This is a genomic window from Bradyrhizobium sp. B039 (assembly GCF_038965675.1).
Lineage (GTDB): Bacteria > Pseudomonadota > Alphaproteobacteria > Rhizobiales > Xanthobacteraceae > Bradyrhizobium > Bradyrhizobium diazoefficiens.
Window position 1 is genome coordinate 2,126,254 of the sequence record NZ_CP152416.1, and the last position, 23,001, is coordinate 2,149,254.

Below are 23,001 nucleotides of genomic sequence, written 5' to 3' on the forward strand. Positions count from 1 at the left end.
CAACGGTGCGCGGTTCGTTTACAAGGCTGGAGGCGAGGGTGCAATGCCGGCGCTGGCCGATGGAAACGCCGGCGCAGCAATGCCTGCGAGTTCTAAAATACCGAAATTGGCGATGATGCCCTTATAATCCTGTTTTGCCCGACGGGTCAAACCAGCCCCGCCTAGGCTCGTTTTCCTGGATTTTGTAACCCCTTGTGATCGCTTGATCTTTCTACTGTGCATGCGGTTGTTTTCGATGTTTCGATGGGAGGGGCCTTCCTGGGGCCCCTCCAATGTCTTGCCGGCGAGCTGCAAGCTCGCCACAGATCGTTGTCTAATCCACCGAAACCCCGGCGAACTCCACCACCTTGCGCCACTTCTCGGTCTCGTCCGCGACCAGCTTGCCGAACTCGGCTGGTGTCATCGGCTTGGGGATGCCGCCGGTCTCGGCGAGGCGGGCGACCAGCTTGGGGTCCTTCAGCGCTTCGCCGACGGCCTTGTTGAGGATCTCGACCACGTCGGGCGGCGTGCCCTTCGGCGCGGAGATGCCGTAGAAGCCGACTGATTCGAAGCCGGGCACGGTCTCGGCGATCGCGGGCACGTCGGGCACGATCGGCCAACGCTGCGGCGAGGTCACGCCGAGCGCGCGGACATTGCCGCCCTTCGCCTGCTCCAGCGCGGACGGCAGATTGTCGAAGATCAGCTGCACCTTGTTGGAGATGATGTCGGGGAAGGCGATCGCCGAGCCGCGATAGGGCACGTGCACCATGTCGCACTTGGTCATCACCTTGAACAGCTCCGCCGACATGTGCACCGAGGTGCCGTTGCCGGACGAGGCAAACGAGATCTTGCCGGGATTGGCCTTGCAGTAGTCGATGAACTCCTGAACCGTCTTGACCGGCATCGCGTTGGAGACCACCAGCATGTTGGTGAGCTGCATGATGCTCGCGACCGGCACGGTGTCGCGCAGGAAGTCGTAAGGCAGCTTCTTGTAGAGCGAGGTCGAGATCGCGTTGTTGGGCGCGACGAACAGCAGCGTGTAGCCGTCGGGGGCTGCGTTGATCGCGGCGGCGGCGGCGATGTTGCCGCCGGAGCCGGCGCGGTTCTCGACGATGAATTGCTGGCCGAGATGGTCCGACAGCCACTGCGCCATGATCCGCGCCACGATGTCGACCGGGCCGCCGGCGGCGAAGCCGATCATCCAGTGCACGGGGCGGTCGGGATATGCGGCGGAGGCGGGAGGTGCGGCGCTGAAAAGGCTTAAGAGAAAAACCAGCCCGAAAACATAGTTACGCAAAATTCGCAACATGACGCCTCCCATTGCATTATTGTCGTTGGGCTGCATGCTTTCACAAAATCGGGCCGCTGCCTACATCGTCGCAAGTCGGTGTTGACGCAGGTCCGCCGGGAACGACCATGAGATTCGCGATCATCCTTCTCGCCGCGGCGCTGCTCTTAAGCCCCGCTGCTGCTCAAACCGGAGGCACGGCCATTCCGACCACGACACTCAGCCTCGGCACCGCAACGCCCGGCGGCGGCTTCCCGCTCTACGGCAACGCCTTCGCGGAGGTGATGAACGCGGCCGATCCGCAAATCACCATCGCACCCCGCAACACCAAGGGCAGCAACGAGAACATTCCGCTGTTGGAGAAGGGCGAGCTCGATCTCGCCTTGGTCGCGGGCGAGCCGGCCTACGAGGCCTTCGCCGGCATCGGCCGTGCGAAGGTGCGGCTGAAGATTCTCACCGCGATCTATTCCAACCCCGGCATGTTCGTGGTGCGGGCCGACAGCCCCTACAAGACCATTCGCGATCTCGTTGGCCAGCCTGTTGCGTTCGGCGCCAAGGGCTCGGGCCTGCCGATCCTCGCGCGCTACGTGCTCGATGGCCTCGGGCTGAGGCAGGACGAGGATTTTAAGGCCGTCTATCTCGACCGCGCCGGCGACGGCCCTGCGATGGTCGAGGACGGACGCGTCGCCGCGCTGTGGGGCGCCGGCATCGGCTGGCCCGGCTTTGCCGCGGTCGCATCGAGCGCATCAGGCGCGCGCTTCATCGCGCCCAGCGCGGAAGAGGTCACGCGCATCCGCGCCAAGCATTCGTTCCTGAAGCCGATGATCGTGCCGGCCGGCAGCTACCCGAAGCAGGCCGAGCCGATCGCCTCGCTCGGTTCGTGGAGTTTTGTCCTCACGCGCGAGGATCTGCCCGACGATGTCGCCTATCGCCTCGCCAAGACGCTGCATGGCGTGGAGGCGACGTTCTGCAAGAGGCTCGCGCAGGCCTGCGAGACGACCACGGCGAACACCGTCGCAGCCGCGCCGAAGCCGGAGCTGATTCATCCGGGCGTGGTGAAGTATTTTCGCGAGATCGGGGTGGTGAAATGACGGTCGCTCCCTAAGCGGCCGTCATTCCGGGGCGCGCAAAGCGCGAACCCGGAATCTCGAGAGATTCTCAGGTGCGCAATTGCGCACCGTAGTTCGGTGCTTTGCACCGCCCCGGAATGACGATCGCTTTAAGCGATCGTCACTTCTTCACCATCGCACACGCCGGGTCCGGCGGCCCGAACGCCTTGTCGCCCGAGATGGTCGTGAGGATCTTGTAGTAATCCCACGGGTATTTGCTCTCTTCCGGCGTCTTCACCTGCACCAGCCAGAGGTCGTGCACCATCAGATTGTCCTCGCGCAGCTTGCCGTTGCGGGCGAAGAAATCCTCGATCGGTTTTTCCCGCATCTTCGCCGCCACCTTCAGCGGATCGTCGGTGCCGGTCTCCTTGATGGCGTTGAGATAGTGCATCACGCTCGAATAGACGCCGGCCTGCCACATCGACGGCATCTTGTTCATCTTGGCGAAATAGCGCTTCGACCATTCGCGCGTCTTGTCGTCCATGTCCCAGTAGAACGAGGTGGTCAGCAACAGGCCTTGCGCCGCCTGCAGGCCGAGGCCGTGGATGTCGGTGATCAGCGCCAGCAGCGCCGCCATCTGCTGGCCGCCCTTGAACACGCCGAACTCCGAGCCGGTCTTGATCTCGTTCATGTTGTTCGGGGGGCCTGCCGCAATGCCGATGATCTTGGCCTTGGAGGCCTGCGCCTGCAGCACGAACGATGAGAGGTCGGGCGTTGCCAGCGGCGGCTTCACCGAGCCCAGCACCTTGCCGCCATTGGCGGTGACGACGCTGGAGGCATCGCGCTCCAGCGAATGGCCGAAGGCGTAGTCGTCGGTGATGAAGAACCAGCTGTCGCCGCCGCGCTTGACCACGGCATCCGCGGTGCCGACCGCGAGCGCGCGGGTGTCGAACACCCACTGGATCGCGTAAGGAGAGCAGAACTTGCCGTGGAAATCGGCGGTGCCGGTGGAGTGGGTGATGAACAGCCGCTTCTTCTCGTTGGCGATGTTCTGCACCGCGAGCCCGACCGCCGAGACCGGCACGTCGACGATCAGATCGACCTGGTCGACGTCGTACCAGCGCCGCGCGATGGCGCCGCCGATATCGGCCTTGAGCTGGTGGTCGCCGATCACGATGCTGATCGGCTTGCCGAGCACGGTGCCGCCGAAATCGTCGATCGCCATCTGCGCCGCCGTCACCGAGCCCTGGCCGGTCGGCGCGGAAGCGGGACCGTTCATGTCGGTGAGCACGCCGATCTTGACGACGTTGTCGGAAACCTGCGCCATTGCGGCGCCCGGCAGCAGTGCTGCCGCCAAGAACGTCGCTGCAAAGCCGGCCGCGACCGGCAGTCCAAATCTTGCTGGATTCACGCTTGTCCTCCCCTGATCCGGCTCGTTGGCCGGTGTTGCCCGGGTATGCCCGGCTGAATTGGTTTCTTTTGCAACTATTTGGGGGCGGGCGTCAATGTCAGGCGGCGAAGCGGATCTGCCCCGCCGGCGAGGGGTCGTAGCCGGTCAGCTCCTCGGCGCGCTGGCGCAGCCGTCTTTCGCTCAGGAACCGGATCAGGGCCTGCATGGTGGGGCGGAAATAGCTGCGCTGTCGCATCGCCAGATCGAGATTTTCCCAGACCAGCGGCACGAAATCGAGGCCGGCCGAGCGCGCCGCCGCGCGTGTCGCCACCCCGCAATCGGCCTGGCCGGCGCGGACCATTTCGGCAAGATCCGGCCCGGTGAGGGCCGGCGTCTCCACCCGGCGCAAATCGCGGGTGGTGGCGTCGGCGCGCTTCAGGAGCACGTCGAGCAGCATCTGCGCGCCTGTGCCCTGTTGTCGCATCGCCATCCTGGCGCCGAGCGCGAGCACGTCGGCGAGACCGCGCAATCGCTTCGGATTGCCCGGCGGCAGCACGAGACCCTGCTCGCGGCGCGCGAATGCGACCAGCAGCGCGTCATGCAGGTCCGGAGCGTCTCGCAGCGCCGTCACATTGGCGTCGGAGGCAAGATTGCCGGAGGCATCCAGGCTGTGGAAGTGCACTGCGACAGCCGTCACCTCGTCGCGCTGCAGGCGCTCGAGCCCGCGCGCGCTCCCCTCGCTCATCGATCCCAGGCCGGAGCCGGATTCGCGCAGGCTCCAGTCCAGGAGCTCGTCCTGGCTCCCGCCCACGACGGGTGGCGGCTCCGTGGCCAGCATGCCCGCAGGGCGCGCCAGTCCGGACAGCACCCAGAGATCGAGTTCGTGCCGCGGGAAGAGCCACTTCCCGGTCACCTTGCTACAGGGGATCGCGCCGGTGGTGACGAGTTCGTAGAGCTTGCGTTCGCCAAGTCGGAGATAGTCAGCGGCTTCACTGGTCGTCAGGAATTCCATCCTGCATTCCTATGCAAATTCTTGCTTCTTTTTGGACTTTCGTCGCAGGTGGAATTCTGCAGTTCATTTTCGGTCCGCGGGAACCATGCCCGATCATCTCGTTGCTTTGCAACACATCCGCAGGCGCCTCTTCCGCTTTGGTGAACGATCCTGAAGCGCTCACATGGTGCGGGCCTTGCTGTCGCGCGCGCGATTGCAATCGGCTGCAATTGCCGGAATTTCCCGAACGGTAGCGCGCGAGGGGCAAATGCGTCACGAGTGCGGCGCAATCGATCCTCATGATCGTGGCCGCATCCAATGGGAACCAGCTCATGGCCTTTCGCCGCCTGTCCGTTGCACTCGCGCTTCTCTGCGGCCTGACCGCGGACATCGCAGCGTCGTTCGCGGAGGACCGCGCCATCGTCCTGGCCTCCACCACAGCGACGCAGGATTCGGGCCTGCTCGATCATCTGCTGCCGATTTTCCGTGACAGGACCGGCATTGACGTGAGGGTGATCGCTCAGCGCGCCGACGAGGTGCTCAACGAGGCGCGCAAGGGCGATGCGGACGTCGTGCTGATGCATGCGCGGCCACAGGAGGAAAAGTTCGTCGCCGAAGGTTTTGCCGTGAAGCGCTTCGACGTGATGTACAACGACTACGTGCTGATCGGGCCGAAGAGCGATCCTGCCGGCGTGAAGGGCAAGGACATCGCGACCGCGCTCAAGGCGATCGAGGCCAAGGGCGCGCCGTTCGTGACGCGCGGCGATCGCTCCGGCACCCACGCCGCGGAGCTCGCGCTCTGGATCGTCGCCGGCATCGACATCGCCGCTGCCAAAGGCGCCTGGTACCGCGAGGCCAAGGAGGGCATGGGCGCGGCGCTCGAAGCTGCGCGTGTCGCAAATGCCTATGTGCTGTCGGACCGCGGCAGCTGGATCGCCTTCAAGGAGCGCGGCGATCTCGACATCATCGTCGAGGGCGACAAGCGGCTGCTCAACCAGTACGGCGTGATGTTGGTCAACCCCGAGAAGTTTCCGAGCGTGAAGAAGGAGCTGGGGCAGACCTTCATCGACTGGCTGATCTCGCCGGACGGGCAGGCGGCGATCGCCGGCTACAGGGTCGACGGGCAGCAGCTGTTCTTTCCGAATGCGGACAAGTCGGCCGGCTGACATCTGCATCTCCGGCGGTTGCCAAACGCAGCGTTGCATGGTCCATCATGGCGCATGACCCAGCGCCTGCCGCCATCGCTGACGCCGCTCGACACCGCGCTTGCCGCGTTGCTGCGAGACGTTGAACCGATCACACCTGTTGCGTTGCCGCTGACTGAAGCGATCGGCTGTATCGCGGCGGACGCTCCGCTGCTTGCGGCCTATCCGCCGCACGACATTGCCGGCATGGACGGGTGGGCGTTGCGCGCCAATGATCTCGTCGGTGCGTCCGCCTATTCGCCGTCGCCGCTGGCGACGGCGCCGGCCTGGGTCGATGCCGGCGACGCGATGCCGGCGGGATGCGACTGTGTGCTCGATGCCGACGCCGTCGAGATGTCTGGACCGCTCGCGCAGGTGCTGGCGGAGGGCGTGCCGGGGCAGGGTGTCCGCCGCGCCGGAAGCGACATCGCCGTTCGCACGCTTGCCGGCACAGAAGGATATCCGGTCGGTCCGGCCGCGCTGATGCTCGCCGGCGTCGCGGCGGTGGACAGGCTGAGCGTGCGGCGGCCGCGGCTGCGCATCGTCAATGTGCCTGATACGACGACGACGGCGCATATGATTGCCGGGATCGCGCGCGTCGCGGGACTGGATGTGAGGGCGTTCGAGGCCGCCGCGCGCGATGGCGCATCGATTGCAGATGCGCTCGATGCTTCCTCCTGCGACCTGCTGCTGATAGTCGGCGGCAGCGGCGTCGGCCGCCGCGATGCCGCTGTCACGGCGCTGGCCCGGCGCGGTGACGTGATCGCCCATGGCATTGCGCTTCAGCCCGGCCGCACCGCCGCGGTCGGGCGGCTCGAAAAAGTTCCCGTCGTTGCCTTGCCCGGCTCGCCGGATCATGCGCTCGCAGCCTGGCTCGCGCTGGTGCTTCCGCTCGTCGATCGTTTGTCGGCACGGCAGCAGCGCCGGCACGTGACACGGCCGCTCGCGCGCAAGATCGCGTCCAGTGTCGGCATTGCCGAAATCGCACTGCTGGCCGAGGACCATCATGCCTGGATGCCGCTTGCAGTGGGGGAGTGGCCGTTCCAGGCCATTGCCCGTACGGATGCATGGCTGATCATACCCGCCAGCCACGAGGGATTTGCAGCGGGCGCATCCGTCGATGCCTATCTGATGCGGGAGTGATATGGGTTCCGGCATGACGATGATCCCGCAATCGCAAGACCGCAGCGCGCTCGAACAGGAGCAGTTCCTCAAGATCCTCTCGCGTGAGGAGGCGATGGCTCGTTTCGAGGCGGCGCTGTTTCCCCGCGCGATTCCGAGCGAAACGCGCAAGCTTGCCGATACGCTCGGCACGGCGCTCGCCGAAGACGTCACCGCCCCGATCGACGTCCCGCCGTTCGACCGTTCCAATGTCGACGGCTTTGCCGTCCGCTCCGCGGACCTCGCCGCGGCCGGCGAAGGTGCGCCTGTTCGCCTTGCGTTGAACGGCGAGACCATCCACTGCGGCACCGCGCCGAGGATGCAAGTTGCCACGGGCACCGCAACGCCGATCGCCACCGGCGGCCCGCTGCCGCGCGGCGCCGACGCTGTCGTCATGGTCGAGCACACCCAGCCGGCCGGCCCGGATGCGATCGATATCCGCCGAGCCGCGTCTCCCGGGCAGTTCGTCTCCTATGCGGGCTCCGACATTGCGCGCGGCGAAGCCCTGCTGCGCGCCGGCACGCTCGTCGGCTCACGCGAGATCGGCATGCTGGCGGCCTGCGGCATCGCCGAGGTGGCCGTCGCGCGCAAGCCGCGGGTCGCCGTGATCTCGACCGGCGACGAACTGGTTCAGCCCGGCGAGGTGCTCGCGCCCGCGGAGATCTACGACACCAACGGCGCGATCGTCGCGGCCGCGATCGACGAGAATGGCGGCGAGGCAATCTTCCTTGGCGCCATTCCCGACGACGATGCGAAGCTCGAATCCGCCATGCGCCGCGCGCTGGCGGACGCCGACATGCTGGTGCTCTCCGGCGGCACGTCGAAAGGCGCGGGCGACCTGTCCCACCGCATCATCAGCCGGCTCGGCCAGCCCGGCATCGTCGCGCATGGCGTGGCGCTCAAGCCCGGCAAGCCGCTGTGCCTCGCGGTCTGCGACGGCAAGCCGGTGGTGATCCTGCCGGGCTTTCCGACCTCGGCGATGTTCACCTTCCACGACATGATCGTGCCGGTGCTGCGCAGGATGGCCGGCCTGCCGCCGCGCTCCGATGCCAAGGTCAGCGCGACCGTGCCGGTGCGCATTGCCTCCGAGCTCGGCCGCACCGAATTCGTCATGGTCTCGCTGGTCGAGGGCAGGGGCGGCCTGATCGCCTATCCCTCCGGCAAGGGCTCCGGTGCGATCACCTCCTTCGCGCAGGCCGACGGCTTCCTGCGCATCGATGCGCTCGCCGATCAGATGCCCGCGGGGACCGAGGCCGAGGTGACGCTGTTCACGCCGCATGTGCGCGTGCCTGATCTCGTCATCGTCGGCAGCCATTGCACCGGCCTCGACCTCGTCACCGCACAGCTCGCGCATGCGGGCCTCACGGTGCGCTCGATCGCGGTCGGCAGCCTCGGCGGGCTTGCGGCGGCGAAACGGGGCGAGTGCGATCTCGCGCCGATCCATCTGTTCGACGACAGAAGCGAGACCTACAACACGCCTTACCTTGTCGAAGGGCTTGAGCTCGTGCCGGGCTGGCGGCGGATGCAGGGCATCGTGTTCCGCGAGGGCGACAAGCGCTTCGAGGGCCTCAGCGCAAAGGACGCCGTTGCCGCCGCGCTCACGGATCCCGCCTGCATCATGGTCAACCGCAACCAGGGCGCCGGCACGCGTATCCTGATCGACCGGCTGCTCGGCGGTGCGCGCCCCGAAGGCTATTGGAACCAGCCGCGCTCGCACAACGCCGTTGCCGCCGCCGTCGCGCAGCAACGCGCCGACTGGGGCATGACCATTGCGCCGGTCGCCCATGCGGTCGGCCTCGGTTTCATTCCGCTCGCGGAAGAGCATTATGACTTTGCGTTGGTGACGGCGCGCAAGCAGCGTCCGGCGGTACAGGCCTTTCTCGACGCACTCGGCTCGGGCGAGGCACGTACGGCACTGGAGCGAGCGGGCTTCCGGCCGGCGTAGACGATAGACGACGACACGGCGTTCAAGCCGTGCGACAGGTTGGGGGACGCGATGGCAAGGCCGCTTTCGGTTGCGATCGTCGGTGCCGGCATGGGCGGGCTTGCGACCGCCGCGGCGCTCCGGCGCGTCGGCATCAATGTGATGGTCTACGAGCAGGCCTCCCAATTCGCCCGCATTGGCGCCGGCATCCAGATCGGCTGCAATGCCATGAAGGTGTTGCGCGCGCTGGGGCTGGAGGCGCGGATGCGCGAGGCTAAGCCGCGTCATCCAGCGCCGCGAGCCGCTCGGCCTCGGCGATGTCCTCGACCGTATTGGCGTTGAAGAACGGATCGAGCGGCTCGGCCGGCCACGTCACCGTTGCGAGCGGATAGCGTGCGGTCCAGCGGTCGATCTTGCGCAGGTCCTCGACGACGAGGGCGTGGCGCAATTCGTCGCGCAAGGCAACGCGCCACAGCCCGATCACCGGATGCGACTGGTCGCCCGATGCGGCGACCGCGAGCTGCGCGCTCTCCCGCTCACGGGCTTCATGCAGGCGCGCGACGAGATCGCGCGGCAGGAACGGGCAGTCGCCGGCGGCACTGAGCACCCATTCGATCCCCGGCCGGTTCGCCGCGGTCCAGTCGAGCGCGGCGAGAATGCCGGCGAGCGGGCCGGGAAAGCCGGGTACGTCGTCGGCGACCACCTGCAGGCCGAATGTGGCGAAGCGCGCGGGATCGCCGTTCGCATTGAGGATCAGTCCGCTGCACTGGGGCGAAAGACGTGCGATCACGCGCTCCAGGATGGTGCGTCCGCCGATGGTGCGCATCGGCTTGTCGCCGCCGCCCATGCGTCGCGCGAGGCCGCCGGCGAGCAGCACGCCTTGCGTCAGCGGAGTTTCAGTCGTCACCACCTTCACCCTTGCGCTTGTGCTTGGCCGACTCCTCTTCGACGTAAGCAAGGTTCTGGTCGTAGACGATCCGTTCCTCGCCAGCGAGCGCGATGAAGCGCTTGCCGCGGGTGCGGCCGATCAGCGTCAGGCCCACCTGTCTTGCGAGATCGACGCCCCACGCGGTGAAGCCGGAGCGCGACACCAGGATCGGAATGCCCATGCGTACCGTCTTGATCACCATCTCCGAGGTGAGACGTCCCGTGGTGTAGAGGATCTTGTCGCCGGCATCGACGCCGTGGCGGTACATCCAGCCCGCGATCTTGTCCACGGCGTTGTGGCGACCGACGTCCTCGGTGTAGCAGAGCGGCTCGCCCTCCTTGCACAGCACACAGCCGTGGATCGCACCGGCCTCCAGGTACAGAGAGGGCATGGTGTTGATGGTCTGCGTCATCTGGTAGAGCCATGAGGTGCGCAGCTCCGCCTTTGGCAGCGCGACGCTCTCGACCGCTTCCAGCAGATCGCCGAAGGCGGTGCCCTGGGCGCAGCCCGAGGTCTGCGTGCGCTTCTTCAGCTTGGCCTCGAAATTGGTGTGATGCGAGGTGCGCACGACCACCACCTGGAGGTCGTCGTCGTATTCGACCTCGGTCACCGCGTCATTATATTTCAGCATGTTCTGGTTGAGCAGATAGCCCAGCGCCAGATATTCCGGATAGTCGCCGATCGTCATCATGGTGACGATCTCCTGGGAATTCAGGTAGAGCGTCAGCGGCCGCTCCATCGGCACCTTGATCTCGACCCTGGCGCCGGTCTGGTCGGTCCCGGTCACGCTCTGGGTCAGGCGCGGGTCATCCGGATTGGGGACGATCAGGGGCACCGGCGCTTTGTCGATCTTCATCATGGCCACGACGTTAGCATGACATTCGGGTCAAGCCGATATAAGCATGCTGGCGGAAAGCGAAAATGCTGCCTCGCCGTCATTGCGCGCGGCGAAGCAATCCAGAACTATACCGCGGTGGCAGTCTGGATTGCTTCGCTACGCTCGCAATGACGGGGAGAGGCCGGCGGTTCCATCGGCAGGCGCGTCGTTGGCGGAGACGGATCGGTTATGAAAGTCATCGGCCTTGCAGGCTGGAGCGGTGCGGGCAAGACCACGCTGTTGACGCGGCTGATCCCGTATTTCAGCGCGCAAGGCCTGCGCGTCTCCGTCATCAAGCATGCGCATCACCAGTTCGACGTCGACGTGCCCGGCAAGGATTCCTGGCGCCATCGCGAGGCGGGCGCGGCAGAGGTGCTGGTTGCCTCGTCAAATCGCTGGGCTCTGATGCACGAGTTGCGCGGCGCGGCGGAGCCGCGGCTGCCGGAACTCCTGAGCAAGCTTTCCGCGGTCGATCTCGTCGTGGTCGAGGGTTTCAAGCGCGAGCCGCACCGCAAGATCGAGGTCCATCGTGCCGGCAACGGCAAACCGTTGCTGTTTCCCGACGATCCCGGAATTGCCGGGATCGCGACCGACGCTGCGATTGACACCCGGCTGCCGACCGTCCATCTCGACGATATCCCGGCCGCGGCGTCGCTGCTGTTGCGTGTGGCGATGCCGGTCGAGGAAGCGGTCGCGAAAAGCGCTGCTATGCGCTGACGAGGCACCATGGCGCAACTGTCTGACGATTGCTTTGCCTTTGGCGGACCGATGATGTCGGTCGACGAGGCCGTTGGCCTGATCACGACGCGCGTCAACGCGATTGCCGATCTCGAAACCGTGGCGCTGGTCGATGCGGACGGGCGCGTGCTGGCCCGAGACATCGCCGCGCCCCTGCCGCTGCCACCCTTCACCAACTCCGCCGTCGACGGCTATGCCGTGCGCGACGCCGATCTCCCGGACAGCGCGGAACGGGCGCTGCCGCTCGATGGCCGCATCCAGGCCGGCGGCCTTGCTCACGCGCCGATCAGGCCCGGCCACACCGCGCGCATCTTCACGGGTGCGCCGATGCCGCCGGATGCCGGGACCGTCTTCATGCAGGAGGATGTCCGCACCGATGACGCCGCCAGGATCGTGCTGCCGCCGGGGCTGAAGCCGGGCGCAAACGTCCGGCCCGCGGGCGAGGACATCCCTCAAGGGCACGTCGCGCTGCGCGCCGGCCAGCGCTTGCTGCCGCAGCACGTCGCGCTCGCCGCGGCGTTCGGCCTGACGCGGGTCGACGTCGTCAGGCGCATCCGCGTTGCGGTGTTCTCGACCGGTGACGAGCTGGCGTCGCCGGGCGAGCCGCGCGCCGCCTCGCAGCTGTTCGACTCCAACCGCTTCATGCTGATGGCGATGCTGCGCCGGCTCGGCTGCGAGGTCAGCGATCTCGGCATCCTGCGTGACGAGCGGACTTCCCTCGCGAATGGCTTGAAGCAGGTTGCAGGCAGCCACGACCTGATCCTCACCACCGGCGGCGTCTCGACCGGCGAGGAGGACCACGTCAAGGCGGCGGTCGAGAGCATCGGCTCGCTGGTGCTGTGGCGGATGGCGATCAAGCCCGGCCGGCCCGTGGCAATGGGCATCATCGGCGGCACGCCGCTGATCGGCCTGCCCGGCAATCCCGTCGCGAGCTTCGTTACCTTCGTCCATGTGGTGCGGCCGACGGTGCTGGCGCTGATGGGTGGTTTGCCGGAGCCGCTGTTGCCGATCCCGGTGCGCGCGGCGTTCACCTACAAGAAGAAGATCGGCCGCCGCGAATATGTTCGTGTCTCGTTGCGGCGGGGAGAGGATGGCGCGCTGGAGGCAATCAAGTTCCCGCGCGAAGGCGCCGGGCTGTTGTCGTCGCTGGTCGAGACCGACGGCCTCGTCGAGCTCGGCGAGGACATCACGCGTGTCGAGCCAGGGCAGGGCGTGGGGTTCCTGTCCTATGCCGATCTGCTCTGACCGGTTGCGTTGACGCCATTGATCGGTCCCGCCATGTTGCGCCCATGACCAGAACCACGCTCGATCTCACCGGGCTGAAATGCCCGCTGCCCGCCCTGAAGACACGCAAGGCGCTCAAACCGTTGCAGCCTGGCGATCAGCTCGAGGTGTACTGCACCGATCCGCTGTCGGTGATCGACATTCCGAATCTGATTCGCGAGACCGGCGACACGGTGGAGATCACCGAGCGCAACGACGCGCGCATCGTGTTCTTGATAGAAAAGGCAAATGGTCCGATAGGCAACACCAATGGTGCGCTGCGTTCCTGACGCGTTACCGCGTTGATACCGACCTTTTGTCTATCGACATCGATCATGGCTTCTGCCCAAATTGACTTTCTCCGTGCGGGCGCGGAGGTTGAGTGTTGTCTGCGATACGCGGATCAACGGGCCAAACACGAAGCCTGCACGTGGTATCGGGCATAGAGCCCCGCTCGAGGGGTTAACTTTTCGGAGGTGCGTGACCGATCCTGGCGCGCGCCGGATGATGATGCGGGGCAGCGGGGACAGCTGGCTGCACCGTGAATGGCTGAGGATCAGGATCTTAGCGGCAGGCTGCTCAGAAGGGCGGCTTAGGGGAGGACTGTATGTCTACTATTGAGAGCGCCGGAACGATATCGGGCGCTGGCTCTGGCTTTCTTGATCGTGAGCGGACGATTGCGACCGCCGGCTTCAATCGCTGGCTGGTGCCGCCTGCGGCGCTGTGCATCCATCTCTGCATCGGCATGGCCTACGGCTTCTCGGTGTTCTGGCTGCCACTGTCGCGCGCGATCGGGTTGAACGCGCCGAAGGCGTGCTCCGACATCTCGCTGTTCCAGGAGTTGTTCTCCACCACCTGCGACTGGAAAGTCGCGAGCCTGGGCTGGATGTACACGCTGTTCTTCGTGCTGCTCGGCGTTTCGGCCGCGATCTGGGGCGGCTGGCTCGAGCGGGTCGGTCCGCGCAAGGCCGGCTTCGTTGCCGCGTTGTGCTGGTGCGGCGGCCTGTTTCTCGGCGCGATCGGCATCTACACCCACCAACTCTGGTTGATGTGGCTGGGCTCGGGCGTGATCGGCGGCATCGGTCTCGGCCTTGGCTATATCTCACCGGTGTCGACGCTAGTGAAGTGGTTCCCCGACCGCCGCGGCATGGCGACCGGCATGGCCATCATGGGCTTCGGCGGCGGCGCCATGATCGGCGCGCCGCTGGCGAACCTCTTGATGAACTACTTCAAGACCCCGACTTCGGTCGGCGTCTGGGAGACCTTCGTGGCGATGGGCGTCATCTACTTCGTGTTCATGATGATCGGCGCGTTCCGTTATCGCTTGCCGCCGCCCGGCTGGCAGCCCGAAGGCTGGACCCCGCCGTCCAAGGCCAACGCGATGATCTCGAAGAACAACGTTCATCTCAATGACGCACACAAGACGCCGCAGTTCTGGCTGATCTGGTGGGTGCTCTGCCTGAACGTGTCGGCGGGTATCGGCGTGATCGGCATGGCCTCGCCCATGCTGCAGGAGATCTTCGCCGGCAAGCTGATCGGCCTGCCGGACGTCGGCTTCAACGCGCTCGATGCCGGGCAGAAGGCGCAGATCGCGGCGATCGCCGCGGGCTTCGCCGGATTGCTGTCGCTGTTCAACATCGGCGGCCGCTTCTTCTGGGCATCGCTGTCGGACAAGATCGGACGCAAGAACACCTACTACACCTTCTTCATCCTCGGCATCGTGCTCTATGCGCTGGCGCCGACCTTTGCGGCGATGGGCTCGAAGCTGCTCTTCGTGCTCGGCTTCGGCATCATCCTGTCGATGTATGGCGGCGGCTTCGCGACCGTGCCGGCCTATCTCGCCGACATGTTCGGCACGCAGTTCGTGGGCGCCATCCACGGCCGGCTGCTGACGGCATGGTCCACCGCGGGCATCATCGGCCCCGTCGTGGTCAACTACATCCGCGAGTTCCAGCTCGCGGCCGGCGTGCCGCGCGATCAGCTCTACAACACCACCATGTACATCCTGTGCGCGATGCTGATTGCGGGCCTGATCTGCAACTACCTGATCAAGCCGGTCGATCCGAAGTGGCACATGAAGGAGGCCGATGTCGCCAAGTTGCAGGCGGCGAGCGCCAGCGCCGCCGCAGCCGGACCGCACGGCTCTTACGGCATCGGGTTTGGCGGGCTTGACGCCAAGGCGGCGCTGTTCTGGGCCTTCGTCGGCATTCCCCTGCTCTGGGGTGTGTGGAAGACGCTGGAGAGCGCGGTCAAGATATTCTGATCGCCATCAAGACAGCCGCGGGATGCTCATCATCGGTGTCCCGCGGCGTTCGCCTTTCAGACATCATCAAGACTGGTACTTAGGGGATTTAAATGCTTCGCACCCGAATTTGCCTTGCGGCCGTGTTGCTGGTCGCAGGCCTTCATGCAGCGTCCGCGCAAACCGCGGCGGCGCCTGCCACCACGGCACCGGCCGCGACGACGGAGGCCAAGCCGGGCAAGATCAAGCTCACCATGCAGAAGCTGAAGGACATGAAGGCGAAGTGGTCCGCCAACAAGCCGAAGCTCAAGGCCTGCCGCGCCGACGTGAAGTCCAAGGGCCTCGCCGGCGACGATCGCTGGTTCTACATCGAGGAGTGCATGAACAAGACCTGAGGTCGGGTTCCACCAACAGTTCGAGGCAAGGGGCGTGGGGCTTGTTGGCCCCGTGCCCCTTAAATGCTTATCGGAATGGATGAATTCTCTTGGCATCTGGTATGCCAACGGCTAGACTTGGACGTGTTTTAAAGAAGGTTTACGAGACTCATCGATGAGCCATGACGTGCACGAGGTCCGCTCGTTCGAACATCCGGGCGAGGGGCGGAAGCGAGCCAAGGCCACGCCCAAGGGGCGGCAGGTCGATCCCACCGCCGCACACGAGATCGAGCAGCTGCTCGGCGATCGCCCGCGGCGGCGCGACCTCCTGATCGAATATCTCCACCTGATCCAGGACAAATATCACCAGATCTCGGCGGCGCATCTTGCGGCCCTCGCCGACGAGATGAAGCTCGCCTTCGCCGAGGTGTTCGAGACCGCGACTTTCTACGCGCATTTCGACATCGTGAAGGAAGGTGAGCCTGATATCGCGCCGCTGACGATCCGCGTCTGCGATTCGTTGACCTGTGAGATGCTCGGCGGTGGGCAGCTGTTGCAGGATCTCCAGCGCAGCGCCGGTCCCGGTATTCGCGTCGTACGCGCGCCCTGTGTCGGATTGTGCGACGCGGCCCCGGTCGCGGAAGTCGGCCATCATTTCGTGCATCAGGCTACGGCCGCCGAGGTGCTGGCCACGGCAGCGCGCGGCGACGTTCACGCGCACATTCCTGCTTATGTCGACTACGACGCCTATGTGAAGGACGGCGGATACAAGCTGCTGGAGCGGCTGCGCTCCGGGGCGGTCAGCAAGGACGATATCCTCAGGCTTCTCGAGGATTCCAGCCTGCGTGGTCTCGGCGGCGCGGGCTTCCCGACGGGACGCAAATGGCGCGCGGTGCTTGGCGAGCCCGGCCCGCGGCTGATGGCGGTCAACGGCGACGAGGGCGAGCCGGGCACCTTCAAGGACCGCGTCTACCTCAACAACGACCCGCATCGCTTCCTCGAGGGCACCCTGATCGGTGCGCATATCGTTGAGGCGTCCGACGTCTACATCTACATCCGCGACGAATATCCGGCCGCACGCGAGATCCTGGAGCGCGAGATCGCAAAGCTGCCGCCGGGCGGCCCGACGTTGCACATGCGCCGCGGCGCCGGCGCCTACATCTGCGGCGAGGAATCTTCGCTGCTCGAGAGCATCGAGGGCAAGCGCGGCCTGCCCCGGCACAAGCCGCCTTATCCGTTCCAGGTCGGCCTGTTCGGACTGCCGACGCTGATCAACAACGTCGAGACGCTGTGGTGGGTGCGCGACATCGTCGAGAAGGGCGCCGACTGGTGGAAGGGCCACGGCCGCCACGAGCGTCATGGCCTGCGCAGCTTCTCGGTCTCCGGCCGCGTGAAGAATCCCGGCATGAAGCTCGCGCCGTCAGGCATCACCGTGCGCGAGTTGATCGACGAATATTGCGGCGGCATGGCCGACGGCCACACCTTCTACGCTTATCTTCCGGGTGGCGCCTCGGGCGGCATCCTGCCGGCGTCGATGGACGACATCCCGCTCGATTTCGGCACGCTGGAGAAATACGGCTGCTTCATCGGCTCGGCCGCGATCGTGATCCTGTCGCAGAAGGACAGCGTGCGAGCAGCGGCCCTGAACCTGATGAAATTCTTCGAGGACGAGAGCTGCGGCCAGTGCACGCCGTGCCGCGTTGGGACCCAGAAGGCGGCGCTGCTGATGCAGAAGCCAGTCTGGAACCGCGCGTTGCTGGAAGAATTGAGCCAGGCGATGCGCGATGCCTCGATCTGCGGGCTCGGGCAGGCGGCATCGAATCCGCTTACCACCGTGATCAAATATTTCCCTGACGAGTTCAAGGAAGCGGCCGAATGACGAAGATTACGTTCGAGCTCGACGGCAAGCAGGTCGAGGCCAGTCCCGGCGAGACCATCTGGCAAGTCGCAAAACGCCAGGGCCGCGAGATCCCGCATCTCTGCTACTCGCCGGCGCCCGACTATCGTCCCGACGGCAATTGCCGCGCCTGCATGGTCGAGATCGAGGGCGAGCGCGTGCTCGCCGCATCGTGCAAGCGCACGCCGTCGGTCGGCATGAAGGTGAAGACCGAGTCCGCGCGTGCGGTTTCCGCGCAGAAGATGGTGATGGAGCTGCTCGTCGCCGACCAGCCGGCGCGCGAAACCTCGCACGATCCGGACTCGAAGTTCTGGCACTGGGCCGAGACCACCGGCGTCACCGAGAGCCGCTTTCCCGCTGCCGAGCGCTGGGCGACCGACGCGAGCCATCCGGCGATGCGCGTCAATCTCGATGCCTGCATCCAGTGCGGCCTGTGCGTGCGCGCCTGCCGCGAGGTCCAGGTCAACGACGTCATCGGCATGGCCTACCGCAGCCATGGCTCGAAGATCGTGTTCGACTTCGACGATCCCATGGGCGAGTCCACCTGCGTTGCTTGCGGCGAATGCGTGCAGGCCTGCCCGACCGGCGCGTTGATGCCGGCCGTGATGCTCGACGAGAACCAGACCCGCGTGACTTACGCGGACAAGAAGGTGGATTCGCTCTGCCCGTTCTGCGGCGTCGGCTGTCAGGTCACGTACGAGGTCAAGGACGAGAAGGTGATCTATGCCGAGGGCCGTGATGGCCCCGCCAATCACAACCGTCTCTGTGTGAAGGGCCGCTTCGGCTTCGACTACATCCACCATCCGCACCGCCTGACCAAGCCGCTGGTGCGGCTGCCTAATGCGAAGAAGGATGCCAACGACCAGGTCGATCCGGCCAATCCCTTCACCCATTTCCGCGAAGCGAGCTGGGAAGAGGCGCTCGACATCGCCGCCAAGGGGCTCGTCAAGATCCGCGACACGAACGGCGCGAAGGCGCTCGCCGGCTTCGGCTCGGCCAAGGGCTCGAACGAAGAGGCCTATCTGTTCCAGAAGCTGGTGCGCACCGGTTTCGGCTCCAACAATGTCGACCACTGCACCCGGCTGTGCCACGCCTCGTCGGTGGCGGCGCTGTTCGAAGGTCTCAGCTCGGGCGCCGTGTCGGCGCCGTTCTCCGCGGCGATGGACGCCGAGGTCATCATCGTGATCGGCGCCAACCCGACCGTGAACCATCCGGTCGCCGCGACCTTCATCAAGAACGCGGTCAAGCAGAACGGCGCCAAGCTGTTCGTGATGGACCCGCGCCGGCAGACGCTGTCGCGCCATGCGACCAAGCATCTGCAGTTCAAGCCCGGCTCCGACGTCGCCATGCTGAACGCGATGATCAACACGATCATCACTGAAGGCCTGACCGACGACCAGTACATCGCCGGCTACACCGAGGGTTTTGAGGACCTCAAGGAGAAGATCAAGGAATTCACGCCGGAGAAGATGGAGGCGATCTGCGGCGTCCCGGCGCAAACGCTGCGTGAGGTTGCACGCACCTATGCGCGGGCAAAATCGTCGATCATCTTCTGGGGCATGGGCATCAGCCAGCACGTCCACGGCACCGACAATGCGCGCTGCCTGATCGCGCTCGCGCTGATCACCGGCCAGGTCGGCCGCCCCGGCACCGGCCTGCATCCGCTGCGCGGCCAGAACAACGTGCAGGGCGCCTCCGATGCCGGCCTGATCCCGATGTTCCTGCCGGATTACCAGCCGGTCGGCCGCGACGACTTGCGCGGGGCCTTCGAGAAGCTGTGGCAGCAGGATCTCGATCCCGTTCGCGGCCTCACGGTGGTCGAGATCATGAACGCGATCCATGCCGGCGAGATCAAGGGCATGTATATCGAGGGTGAAAACCCCGCGATGTCGGACCCCGATCTCCAGCACGCGCGCCACGCGCTCGCCATGCTCGACCATCTCGTGGTGCAGGACCTCTTCGTGACCGAGACCGCATTCCACGCCGACGTCATCCTGCCGGCCTCGGCCTTCGCCGAGAAGGAGGGCTCCTTCACCAATACGGATCGCCGCGTGCAGCTCGCGCGCCAGGTGATCAAGCCGCCGGGCGATGCGCGGCAGGATCTCTGGATCATCCAGGAGATCGGCAAGCGCATGGGCCTGCCGTGGAATTACGCCGGCGCCGGCGATGTCTACACCGAGATGGCAGAGCTCATGCCGTCGCTCAAGAACATCAGCTGGGAACGGCTGGTGCGCGAAGGTGCCGTCACCTATCCGGCGGACGATCCGAACAAGCCGGGCAACGAAATCATCTTCACCACGGGCTTCCCGACCGCGAGCGGCCGCGGCAAGATCGTGCCCGCGAAGGTCATCCCGCCGGATGAATTGCCTGACGCCGAATATCCGATGGTGCTCTCGACCGGCCGCGTGCTGGAGCATTGGCACACCGGCTCGATGACCCGCCGCGCCCAGGTGCTCGACCAGATCGAGCCGGAGGCGGTCGCCTTCATGAGCCCGAAGGACATGCACAAGAAGCAGCTCGCGCCTGGCGATTTCATTCGCCTGGAGACCCGCCGGGGCGCCGTCGAGGTCAAGGTCCGCTCCGACCGCGACGTTCCGGAGAACATGGTGTTCATGCCGTTCTGCTACGCGGAGGCAGCGGCGAACCTCCTGACCAACCCGGCGCTCGATCCGTTCGGCAAGATCCCGGAATTCAAGTTCTGCGCGGCCAGAGCCGAACGCGTGGAGATGCGCGACGCTGCGGAGTAAGGGCGGCGTTCGTTGGGCGGCGCGATATCCGCCAAACACTCCGATGTCGTCCTGGCGAAAGCCAGGACCCATACCGCGGAATCTATCGAGCGCGGACGGTGGCAATACCCAACGACAAGTCTTCGCCAAACCGCTCCCTGGGGTAATGGGTCCTGGCTTTCGCCAGGACGACCCGGGGAGAGTTTGCGCCGTACTCGTCGCTTCGCTCCCAGCAATGACGGTGGTAAATGTGACCCATGTCCAAAGTCACTCCCGCCACACGCGCGCTCGCGGCCGCCGATGTAGCCTTCACCGTCCACGCTTACGACTATGATCCCGATGCGGAGAGCATCGGGCTCCAGGCGGCGTCGGCCCTCGGTGAGAATCCGGCGCGCGTGTTGAAGACGCTGATGGCGCTCGTCGACGGCAAGCCGGTCTGCGTGATCGTTCCGTCCGACCAGGAAGTCTCGATGAAGAAGCTCGCCGCCGTGGGCGGCAAGTCGGCGCAGATGATGAAGCCGCCGGAAGCCGAGCGCGTCACTGGCTTCAAGGTCGGCGGCATCAGCCCGTTCGGGCAGCGCAAGCCCGTGCGCACGGTGATCGAGCAGAGCGCGCTCGCGCATGACTACGTCTATCTCAATGGCGGCCAGCGCGGCTTGCAGGTGCGGCTCAAGCCCGCCGACGTCCGGGATGTCTCGAAGGCGGTCGCCGCGGATGTGCTGGCGTGAGCGCAGCGCTCTACTGCTTCTGCAACAATTTCAGCCGGCAGCGCAGCGCCTCGCGGATGTGTGCGCGCGCGAGCTGTTCGGCCCTGTCGCCGTCGCGCGCGGCGATGGCGTCGATGATGGCCTGGTGCTCGCCGTGGCTGGTCGTGGGGCGTCCCGTCACCGTGAAGGTGGTCGGGCCGAGCAGGGCGATCCAGTCCTGCAGTTCGCGGGAGGCGTTGTCGAGATAGCGGTTGCGCGCGGCGCGGCAGATCGCCTCGTGGAAGGCGCGGTTGAGCCGCGCCATCTCGATCGCGTCGGTCGCGGGCGCCTCGACGAAGGTCTGCTCGATGTCCCGGAGCGCGTCGATTTCGGTCGCCGAGGCGTGCTCGGCGGCGAGGCGCGCGGCGGCGCCTTCCATGATCTCGCGCATGGCGTAGAGCTCGAGCACCTCGGAGATATCGAGGTTGCGGACGATCAGGCCGCGGCCGCCGGCGGGCTCGACGAAGCCGCGCGCCGCGAGGCGGCCCAGCGCTTCGCGAACCGGCGTGCGACTGACCTTCAGCCGCTGCGCCACTTCCTCCTCGCGCAGGCGATCGCCCGCGCGGTAGCTGCCGGCCTGGAGCGCCTCGCAGAGTGAGCGGAACACCGCTTCGCCCAGCGCGACGCCCGCGCCGCGCGCGATCGATCCTGCCTTTGCCGGGCGTCTCGTCATGCATCCTCGAAGCAAAAAGCGCATCCTGCCCATGCAGAGATGCGGCTTGCGCAGCTTCTGTATATCTTTGTATACAAAAGTACGCAATGGCAGACCGGTTGACCGAGGCCGCCGGCGGGCAGAATGTCTCCAACTTCGTCGTATCGGGCAGACGGCATGAGCAGCAAATACGACGTGCTGGTGATCGGAGGCGGCAACGCGGCGCTGTGTGCGGCGATCGCGGCGCGTCGTGGCGGCGCCTCGGTGCTCGTGCTTGAAGGCGCGCCAAAATTCTATCGCGGCGGCAACACCCGCCACACCCGCAACATGCGCTGCGCCCATGACGCTGCCACCGAAATCCTCACCGGCCCCTACACCGAGGAGGAATTCTGGAAGGATCTGCTGCTGGTCACCGGCGGGCAGACCGACGAGGAACTTGCGCGCCACATGATCCGGGAGTCCAAGGACATCCTGAACTGGATCGTGGAGCAGGGCGTGCGCTGGCAGCCCTCGCTCGGCGGCACGCTGAGCCTCGGCCGCACCAACTCCTTCTTTCTCGGCGGCGGCCGCGCGATGCTGAATGCGCTCTACCTCACCGCCGAGCGGCTCGGCGTCGATGTCGAATACGATGCCGAGGTCACGGACCTCGTGATCGAGGACGGCATGTTCCTGGCCGCCCGCCTCAAGCGACCGATCAAGGGCGAGACCGAGATCCGCGCGACGTCGCTGGTCGCCGCGGCCGGCGGGTTCGAGGCCAACATCGAATGGCTGAAGCAATATTGGGGCGAGGCGGCTGACAACTTCCTGATCCGCGGCACGCCCTATAACCGCGGCTCGATCCTGAAAATGCTGCTCGACAAGGGCGTGCAGGAGGTCGGTGATCCCACCCAGTGCCACGCGGTGGCGATCGACGCCCGCGCGCCGAAATTCGACGGCGGCATCATCACGCGTCATGACTCGGTTGTGTTCGGCATCGTCGTCAACAAGCACGCCCAGCGCTTCTATGACGAGGGCGAGGACATCTGGCCGAAGCGCTATGCGATCTGGGGCCGGCTGGTCGCGGCGCAGCCCGATCAGATTGCCTATATCATCTTCGATTCCACCGTCGTTACCTCGTTCATGCCGACGCTGTTCCCGCCGATCGCCGGGCAGACGGTCGCGGAGCTTGCCAGCAAGCTCGAGCTCGATCCGGCCGCGCTGGAAAAGACCATCACCGAGTTCAACGCCGCGGTGAGGCCCGGCACGTTCGACCACACCATCCTGGACGACTGCCGCACGGAGGGCATCACGCCGCAGAAGACGCATTGGGCGCGGCGGATCGAGACGCCGCCCTATCTCGCCTATCCGGTGCGGCCCGGCATCACCTTCACCTATCTCGGCACGCGCGTGACCAAGGAAGCGCGGATGCTGATGGCTGACGGCAAGCCGTCGGCGAACATGTTCGCGGCCGGCGAGATCATGGCCGGCAACGTGCTCGGCAAGGGCTACGCGGCGGGCATTGGCATGACCATCGGCAGCGTGTTCGGGCGGATCGCAGGGCGGGAAGCGGCACGTCATGCGAAGAACTAGGGACCAAGAAGAAAGGTGATGGG

Annotated in this window: 22 protein-coding genes; 14 read left to right on the forward strand and 8 right to left on the reverse strand. The window is 65.8% G+C overall.

All coding sequences use genetic code 11. From position 1 onward, the window contains the following. Positions 1-18: 18 nt before the first annotated feature. Both AAFG50_RS10140 and AAFG50_RS10145 read right to left on the reverse strand, forming a co-directional pair. Positions 19-303 carry a hypothetical protein gene (locus AAFG50_RS10140; RefSeq protein ID WP_131234217.1) on the reverse strand — a complete coding sequence of 95 codons (285 nt, stop codon included), beginning with the start codon at positions 301-303 and terminating at the stop codon, positions 19-21. A 10-nt stretch (positions 304-313) separates the two neighbouring features. Next, positions 314-1,288, reverse strand: a complete 975-nt coding sequence (locus AAFG50_RS10145) for a tripartite tricarboxylate transporter substrate binding protein (protein WP_028174256.1) — start codon at positions 1,286-1,288, stop codon at positions 314-316. 107 nt (positions 1,289-1,395) lie between these two features. Here AAFG50_RS10145 and AAFG50_RS10150 point away from each other — a divergent pair, with 107 nt between their 5' ends. Next, on the forward strand, positions 1,396-2,358 hold the full coding sequence (locus AAFG50_RS10150) for a TAXI family TRAP transporter solute-binding subunit (protein WP_028174257.1): 963 nt from the start codon (positions 1,396-1,398) through the stop codon (positions 2,356-2,358). A gap of 139 nt (positions 2,359-2,497) precedes the next feature. Here AAFG50_RS10150 and AAFG50_RS10155 read toward each other — a convergent pair whose 3' ends face one another. The 3 genes from AAFG50_RS10155 to AAFG50_RS10165 form a co-directional block, all read right to left on the reverse strand. After that, entirely contained in the window at positions 2,498-3,727 is a 1,230-nt protein-coding gene (locus AAFG50_RS10155) for an ABC transporter substrate-binding protein (RefSeq protein WP_028174258.1), read from the reverse strand. 97 nt (positions 3,728-3,824) lie between these two features. Beyond that, positions 3,825-4,718, reverse strand: a complete 894-nt coding sequence (locus tag AAFG50_RS10160; RefSeq protein WP_028174259.1) for a helix-turn-helix transcriptional regulator — start codon at positions 4,716-4,718, stop codon at positions 3,825-3,827. Further along, positions 4,696-5,031, reverse strand: coding sequence for a hypothetical protein (locus AAFG50_RS10165; RefSeq protein WP_131234218.1), 336 nt, complete (start codon positions 5,029-5,031; stop codon positions 4,696-4,698). The genes AAFG50_RS10160 and AAFG50_RS10165 overlap by 23 nt, the downstream gene beginning before the upstream one ends. Between AAFG50_RS10165 and AAFG50_RS10170 the strand changes: the two genes are divergently transcribed. The 4 genes from AAFG50_RS10170 to AAFG50_RS10185 all read left to right on the forward strand — a co-directional run bounded on the left by AAFG50_RS10170 (position 5,030) and on the right by AAFG50_RS10185 (position 9,308). Then, a complete protein-coding gene (locus tag AAFG50_RS10170; protein WP_028174260.1) occupies positions 5,030-5,863 on the forward strand; it encodes a substrate-binding domain-containing protein in 834 nt (277 codons plus the stop codon). The two genes, AAFG50_RS10165 and AAFG50_RS10170, sit on opposite strands and share 2 nt — an antisense overlap. Before the next feature lie 54 nt (positions 5,864-5,917). Next, entirely contained in the window at positions 5,918-7,024 is a 1,107-nt protein-coding gene (locus AAFG50_RS10175) for a molybdopterin-binding protein (RefSeq protein ID WP_028174261.1), read from the forward strand. A 13-nt stretch (positions 7,025-7,037) separates the two neighbouring features. Next, a complete protein-coding gene (locus AAFG50_RS10180) occupies positions 7,038-8,987 on the forward strand; it encodes a molybdopterin biosynthesis protein (protein WP_028174262.1) in 1,950 nt (649 codons plus the stop codon). A gap of 90 nt (positions 8,988-9,077) precedes the next feature. Then, a complete protein-coding gene (locus AAFG50_RS10185) occupies positions 9,078-9,308 on the forward strand; it encodes an FAD-dependent monooxygenase (RefSeq protein WP_231166717.1) in 231 nt (76 codons plus the stop codon). Here the strand turns inward: AAFG50_RS10185 and mobA are convergent. After that, positions 9,241-9,876, reverse strand: coding sequence for a molybdenum cofactor guanylyltransferase MobA (gene mobA / locus AAFG50_RS10190; RefSeq protein WP_039184935.1), 636 nt, complete (start codon positions 9,874-9,876; stop codon positions 9,241-9,243). The two genes, AAFG50_RS10185 and mobA, sit on opposite strands and share 68 nt — an antisense overlap. Beyond that, entirely contained in the window at positions 9,863-10,753 is an 891-nt protein-coding gene (gene fdhD / locus AAFG50_RS10195) for a formate dehydrogenase accessory sulfurtransferase FdhD (RefSeq protein ID WP_028174264.1), read from the reverse strand. Before fdhD ends, mobA begins: the two co-directional genes overlap by 14 nt. A gap of 207 nt (positions 10,754-10,960) precedes the next feature. Between fdhD and mobB the strand changes: the two genes are divergently transcribed. The 8 genes from mobB (at position 10,961) to ybaK (ending at position 20,739) form a co-directional block, all read left to right on the forward strand. After that, a complete protein-coding gene (gene mobB / locus AAFG50_RS10200; RefSeq protein WP_028174265.1) occupies positions 10,961-11,488 on the forward strand; it encodes a molybdopterin-guanine dinucleotide biosynthesis protein B in 528 nt (175 codons plus the stop codon). A 9-nt stretch (positions 11,489-11,497) separates the two neighbouring features. After that, on the forward strand, positions 11,498-12,754 hold the full coding sequence (gene glp / locus AAFG50_RS10205; RefSeq protein ID WP_028174266.1) for a gephyrin-like molybdotransferase Glp: 1,257 nt from the start codon (positions 11,498-11,500) through the stop codon (positions 12,752-12,754). 44 nt (positions 12,755-12,798) lie between these two features. After that, positions 12,799-13,062 (forward strand): sulfurtransferase TusA family protein, encoded by a 264-nt coding sequence (locus AAFG50_RS10210; RefSeq protein WP_028174267.1) that lies wholly within the window; start codon positions 12,799-12,801, stop codon positions 13,060-13,062. Positions 13,063-13,379: 317 nt separating this feature from the next. Further along, complete coding sequence (locus AAFG50_RS10215; protein ID WP_028174268.1) at positions 13,380-15,035, forward strand: OFA family MFS transporter; 1,656 nt, start codon at positions 13,380-13,382, stop codon at positions 15,033-15,035. Positions 15,036-15,127: 92 nt separating this feature from the next. Further along, positions 15,128-15,409 (forward strand): hypothetical protein, encoded by a 282-nt coding sequence (locus AAFG50_RS10220; protein WP_011085103.1) that lies wholly within the window; start codon positions 15,128-15,130, stop codon positions 15,407-15,409. 154 nt (positions 15,410-15,563) lie between these two features. Beyond that, a complete protein-coding gene (locus AAFG50_RS10225) occupies positions 15,564-17,267 on the forward strand; it encodes an NADH-ubiquinone oxidoreductase-F iron-sulfur binding region domain-containing protein (protein WP_028174269.1) in 1,704 nt (567 codons plus the stop codon). Further along, complete coding sequence (fdhF, locus tag AAFG50_RS10230) at positions 17,264-20,032, forward strand: formate dehydrogenase subunit alpha (RefSeq protein WP_028174270.1); 2,769 nt, start codon at positions 17,264-17,266, stop codon at positions 20,030-20,032. Before AAFG50_RS10225 ends, fdhF begins: the two co-directional genes overlap by 4 nt. A 236-nt stretch (positions 20,033-20,268) precedes the next feature. After that, positions 20,269-20,739: a Cys-tRNA(Pro) deacylase gene (gene ybaK / locus AAFG50_RS10235; RefSeq protein WP_028174271.1), complete on the forward strand. Its 471-nt coding sequence runs from the start codon at positions 20,269-20,271 to the stop codon at positions 20,737-20,739. Positions 20,740-20,749: 10 nt separating this feature from the next. Here ybaK and AAFG50_RS10240 read toward each other — a convergent pair whose 3' ends face one another. Further along, complete coding sequence (locus AAFG50_RS10240) at positions 20,750-21,430, reverse strand: GntR family transcriptional regulator (RefSeq protein WP_028174272.1); 681 nt, start codon at positions 21,428-21,430, stop codon at positions 20,750-20,752. Positions 21,431-21,586: 156 nt separating this feature from the next. On the opposite strand from AAFG50_RS10240, the gene tcuA reads away from it, so the two are divergent. Continuing rightward, on the forward strand, positions 21,587-22,978 hold the full coding sequence (gene tcuA / locus AAFG50_RS10245; RefSeq protein WP_028174273.1) for an FAD-dependent tricarballylate dehydrogenase TcuA: 1,392 nt from the start codon (positions 21,587-21,589) through the stop codon (positions 22,976-22,978). Positions 22,979-23,001: the final 23 nt, after the last annotated feature.

Bases quoted from the DNA above. Each gene is read 5' to 3' on its own strand.
- AAFG50_RS10150 (WP_028174257.1), top strand. From the start codon at position 1,396: ATGAGATTCGCGATCATCCTTCTCGCCGCGGCGCTGCTCTTAAGCCCC.
- AAFG50_RS10220 (WP_011085103.1), top strand. From the start codon at position 15,128: ATGCTTCGCACCCGAATTTGCCTTGCGGCCGTGTTGCTGGTCGCAGGC.
- tcuA (WP_028174273.1), top strand. From the start codon at position 21,587: ATGAGCAGCAAATACGACGTGCTGGTGATCGGAGGCGGCAACGCGGCG.
- ybaK (WP_028174271.1), top strand. From the start codon at position 20,269: ATGTCCAAAGTCACTCCCGCCACACGCGCGCTCGCGGCCGCCGATGTA.
- AAFG50_RS10170 (WP_028174260.1), top strand. From the start codon at position 5,030: ATGGCCTTTCGCCGCCTGTCCGTTGCACTCGCGCTTCTCTGCGGCCTG.
- fdhF (WP_028174270.1), top strand. From the start codon at position 17,264: ATGACGAAGATTACGTTCGAGCTCGACGGCAAGCAGGTCGAGGCCAGT.
- AAFG50_RS10225 (WP_028174269.1), top strand. From the start codon at position 15,564: ATGAGCCATGACGTGCACGAGGTCCGCTCGTTCGAACATCCGGGCGAG.
- glp (WP_028174266.1), top strand. From the start codon at position 11,498: ATGGCGCAACTGTCTGACGATTGCTTTGCCTTTGGCGGACCGATGATG.
- AAFG50_RS10165 (WP_131234218.1), bottom strand. From the start codon at position 5,031: ATGAGCTGGTTCCCATTGGATGCGGCCACGATCATGAGGATCGATTGC.
- AAFG50_RS10240 (WP_028174272.1), bottom strand. From the start codon at position 21,430: ATGACGAGACGCCCGGCAAAGGCAGGATCGATCGCGCGCGGCGCGGGC.
- AAFG50_RS10210 (WP_028174267.1), top strand. From the start codon at position 12,799: ATGACCAGAACCACGCTCGATCTCACCGGGCTGAAATGCCCGCTGCCC.
- AAFG50_RS10175 (WP_028174261.1), top strand. From the start codon at position 5,918: ATGACCCAGCGCCTGCCGCCATCGCTGACGCCGCTCGACACCGCGCTT.
- mobB (WP_028174265.1), top strand. From the start codon at position 10,961: ATGAAAGTCATCGGCCTTGCAGGCTGGAGCGGTGCGGGCAAGACCACG.
- AAFG50_RS10215 (WP_028174268.1), top strand. From the start codon at position 13,380: ATGTCTACTATTGAGAGCGCCGGAACGATATCGGGCGCTGGCTCTGGC.
- AAFG50_RS10145 (WP_028174256.1), bottom strand. From the start codon at position 1,288: ATGTTGCGAATTTTGCGTAACTATGTTTTCGGGCTGGTTTTTCTCTTA.
- AAFG50_RS10185 (WP_231166717.1), top strand. From the start codon at position 9,078: ATGGGCGGGCTTGCGACCGCCGCGGCGCTCCGGCGCGTCGGCATCAAT.
- fdhD (WP_028174264.1), bottom strand. From the start codon at position 10,753: ATGATGAAGATCGACAAAGCGCCGGTGCCCCTGATCGTCCCCAATCCG.
- AAFG50_RS10180 (WP_028174262.1), top strand. From the start codon at position 7,038: ATGACGATGATCCCGCAATCGCAAGACCGCAGCGCGCTCGAACAGGAG.
- AAFG50_RS10160 (WP_028174259.1), bottom strand. From the start codon at position 4,718: ATGGAATTCCTGACGACCAGTGAAGCCGCTGACTATCTCCGACTTGGC.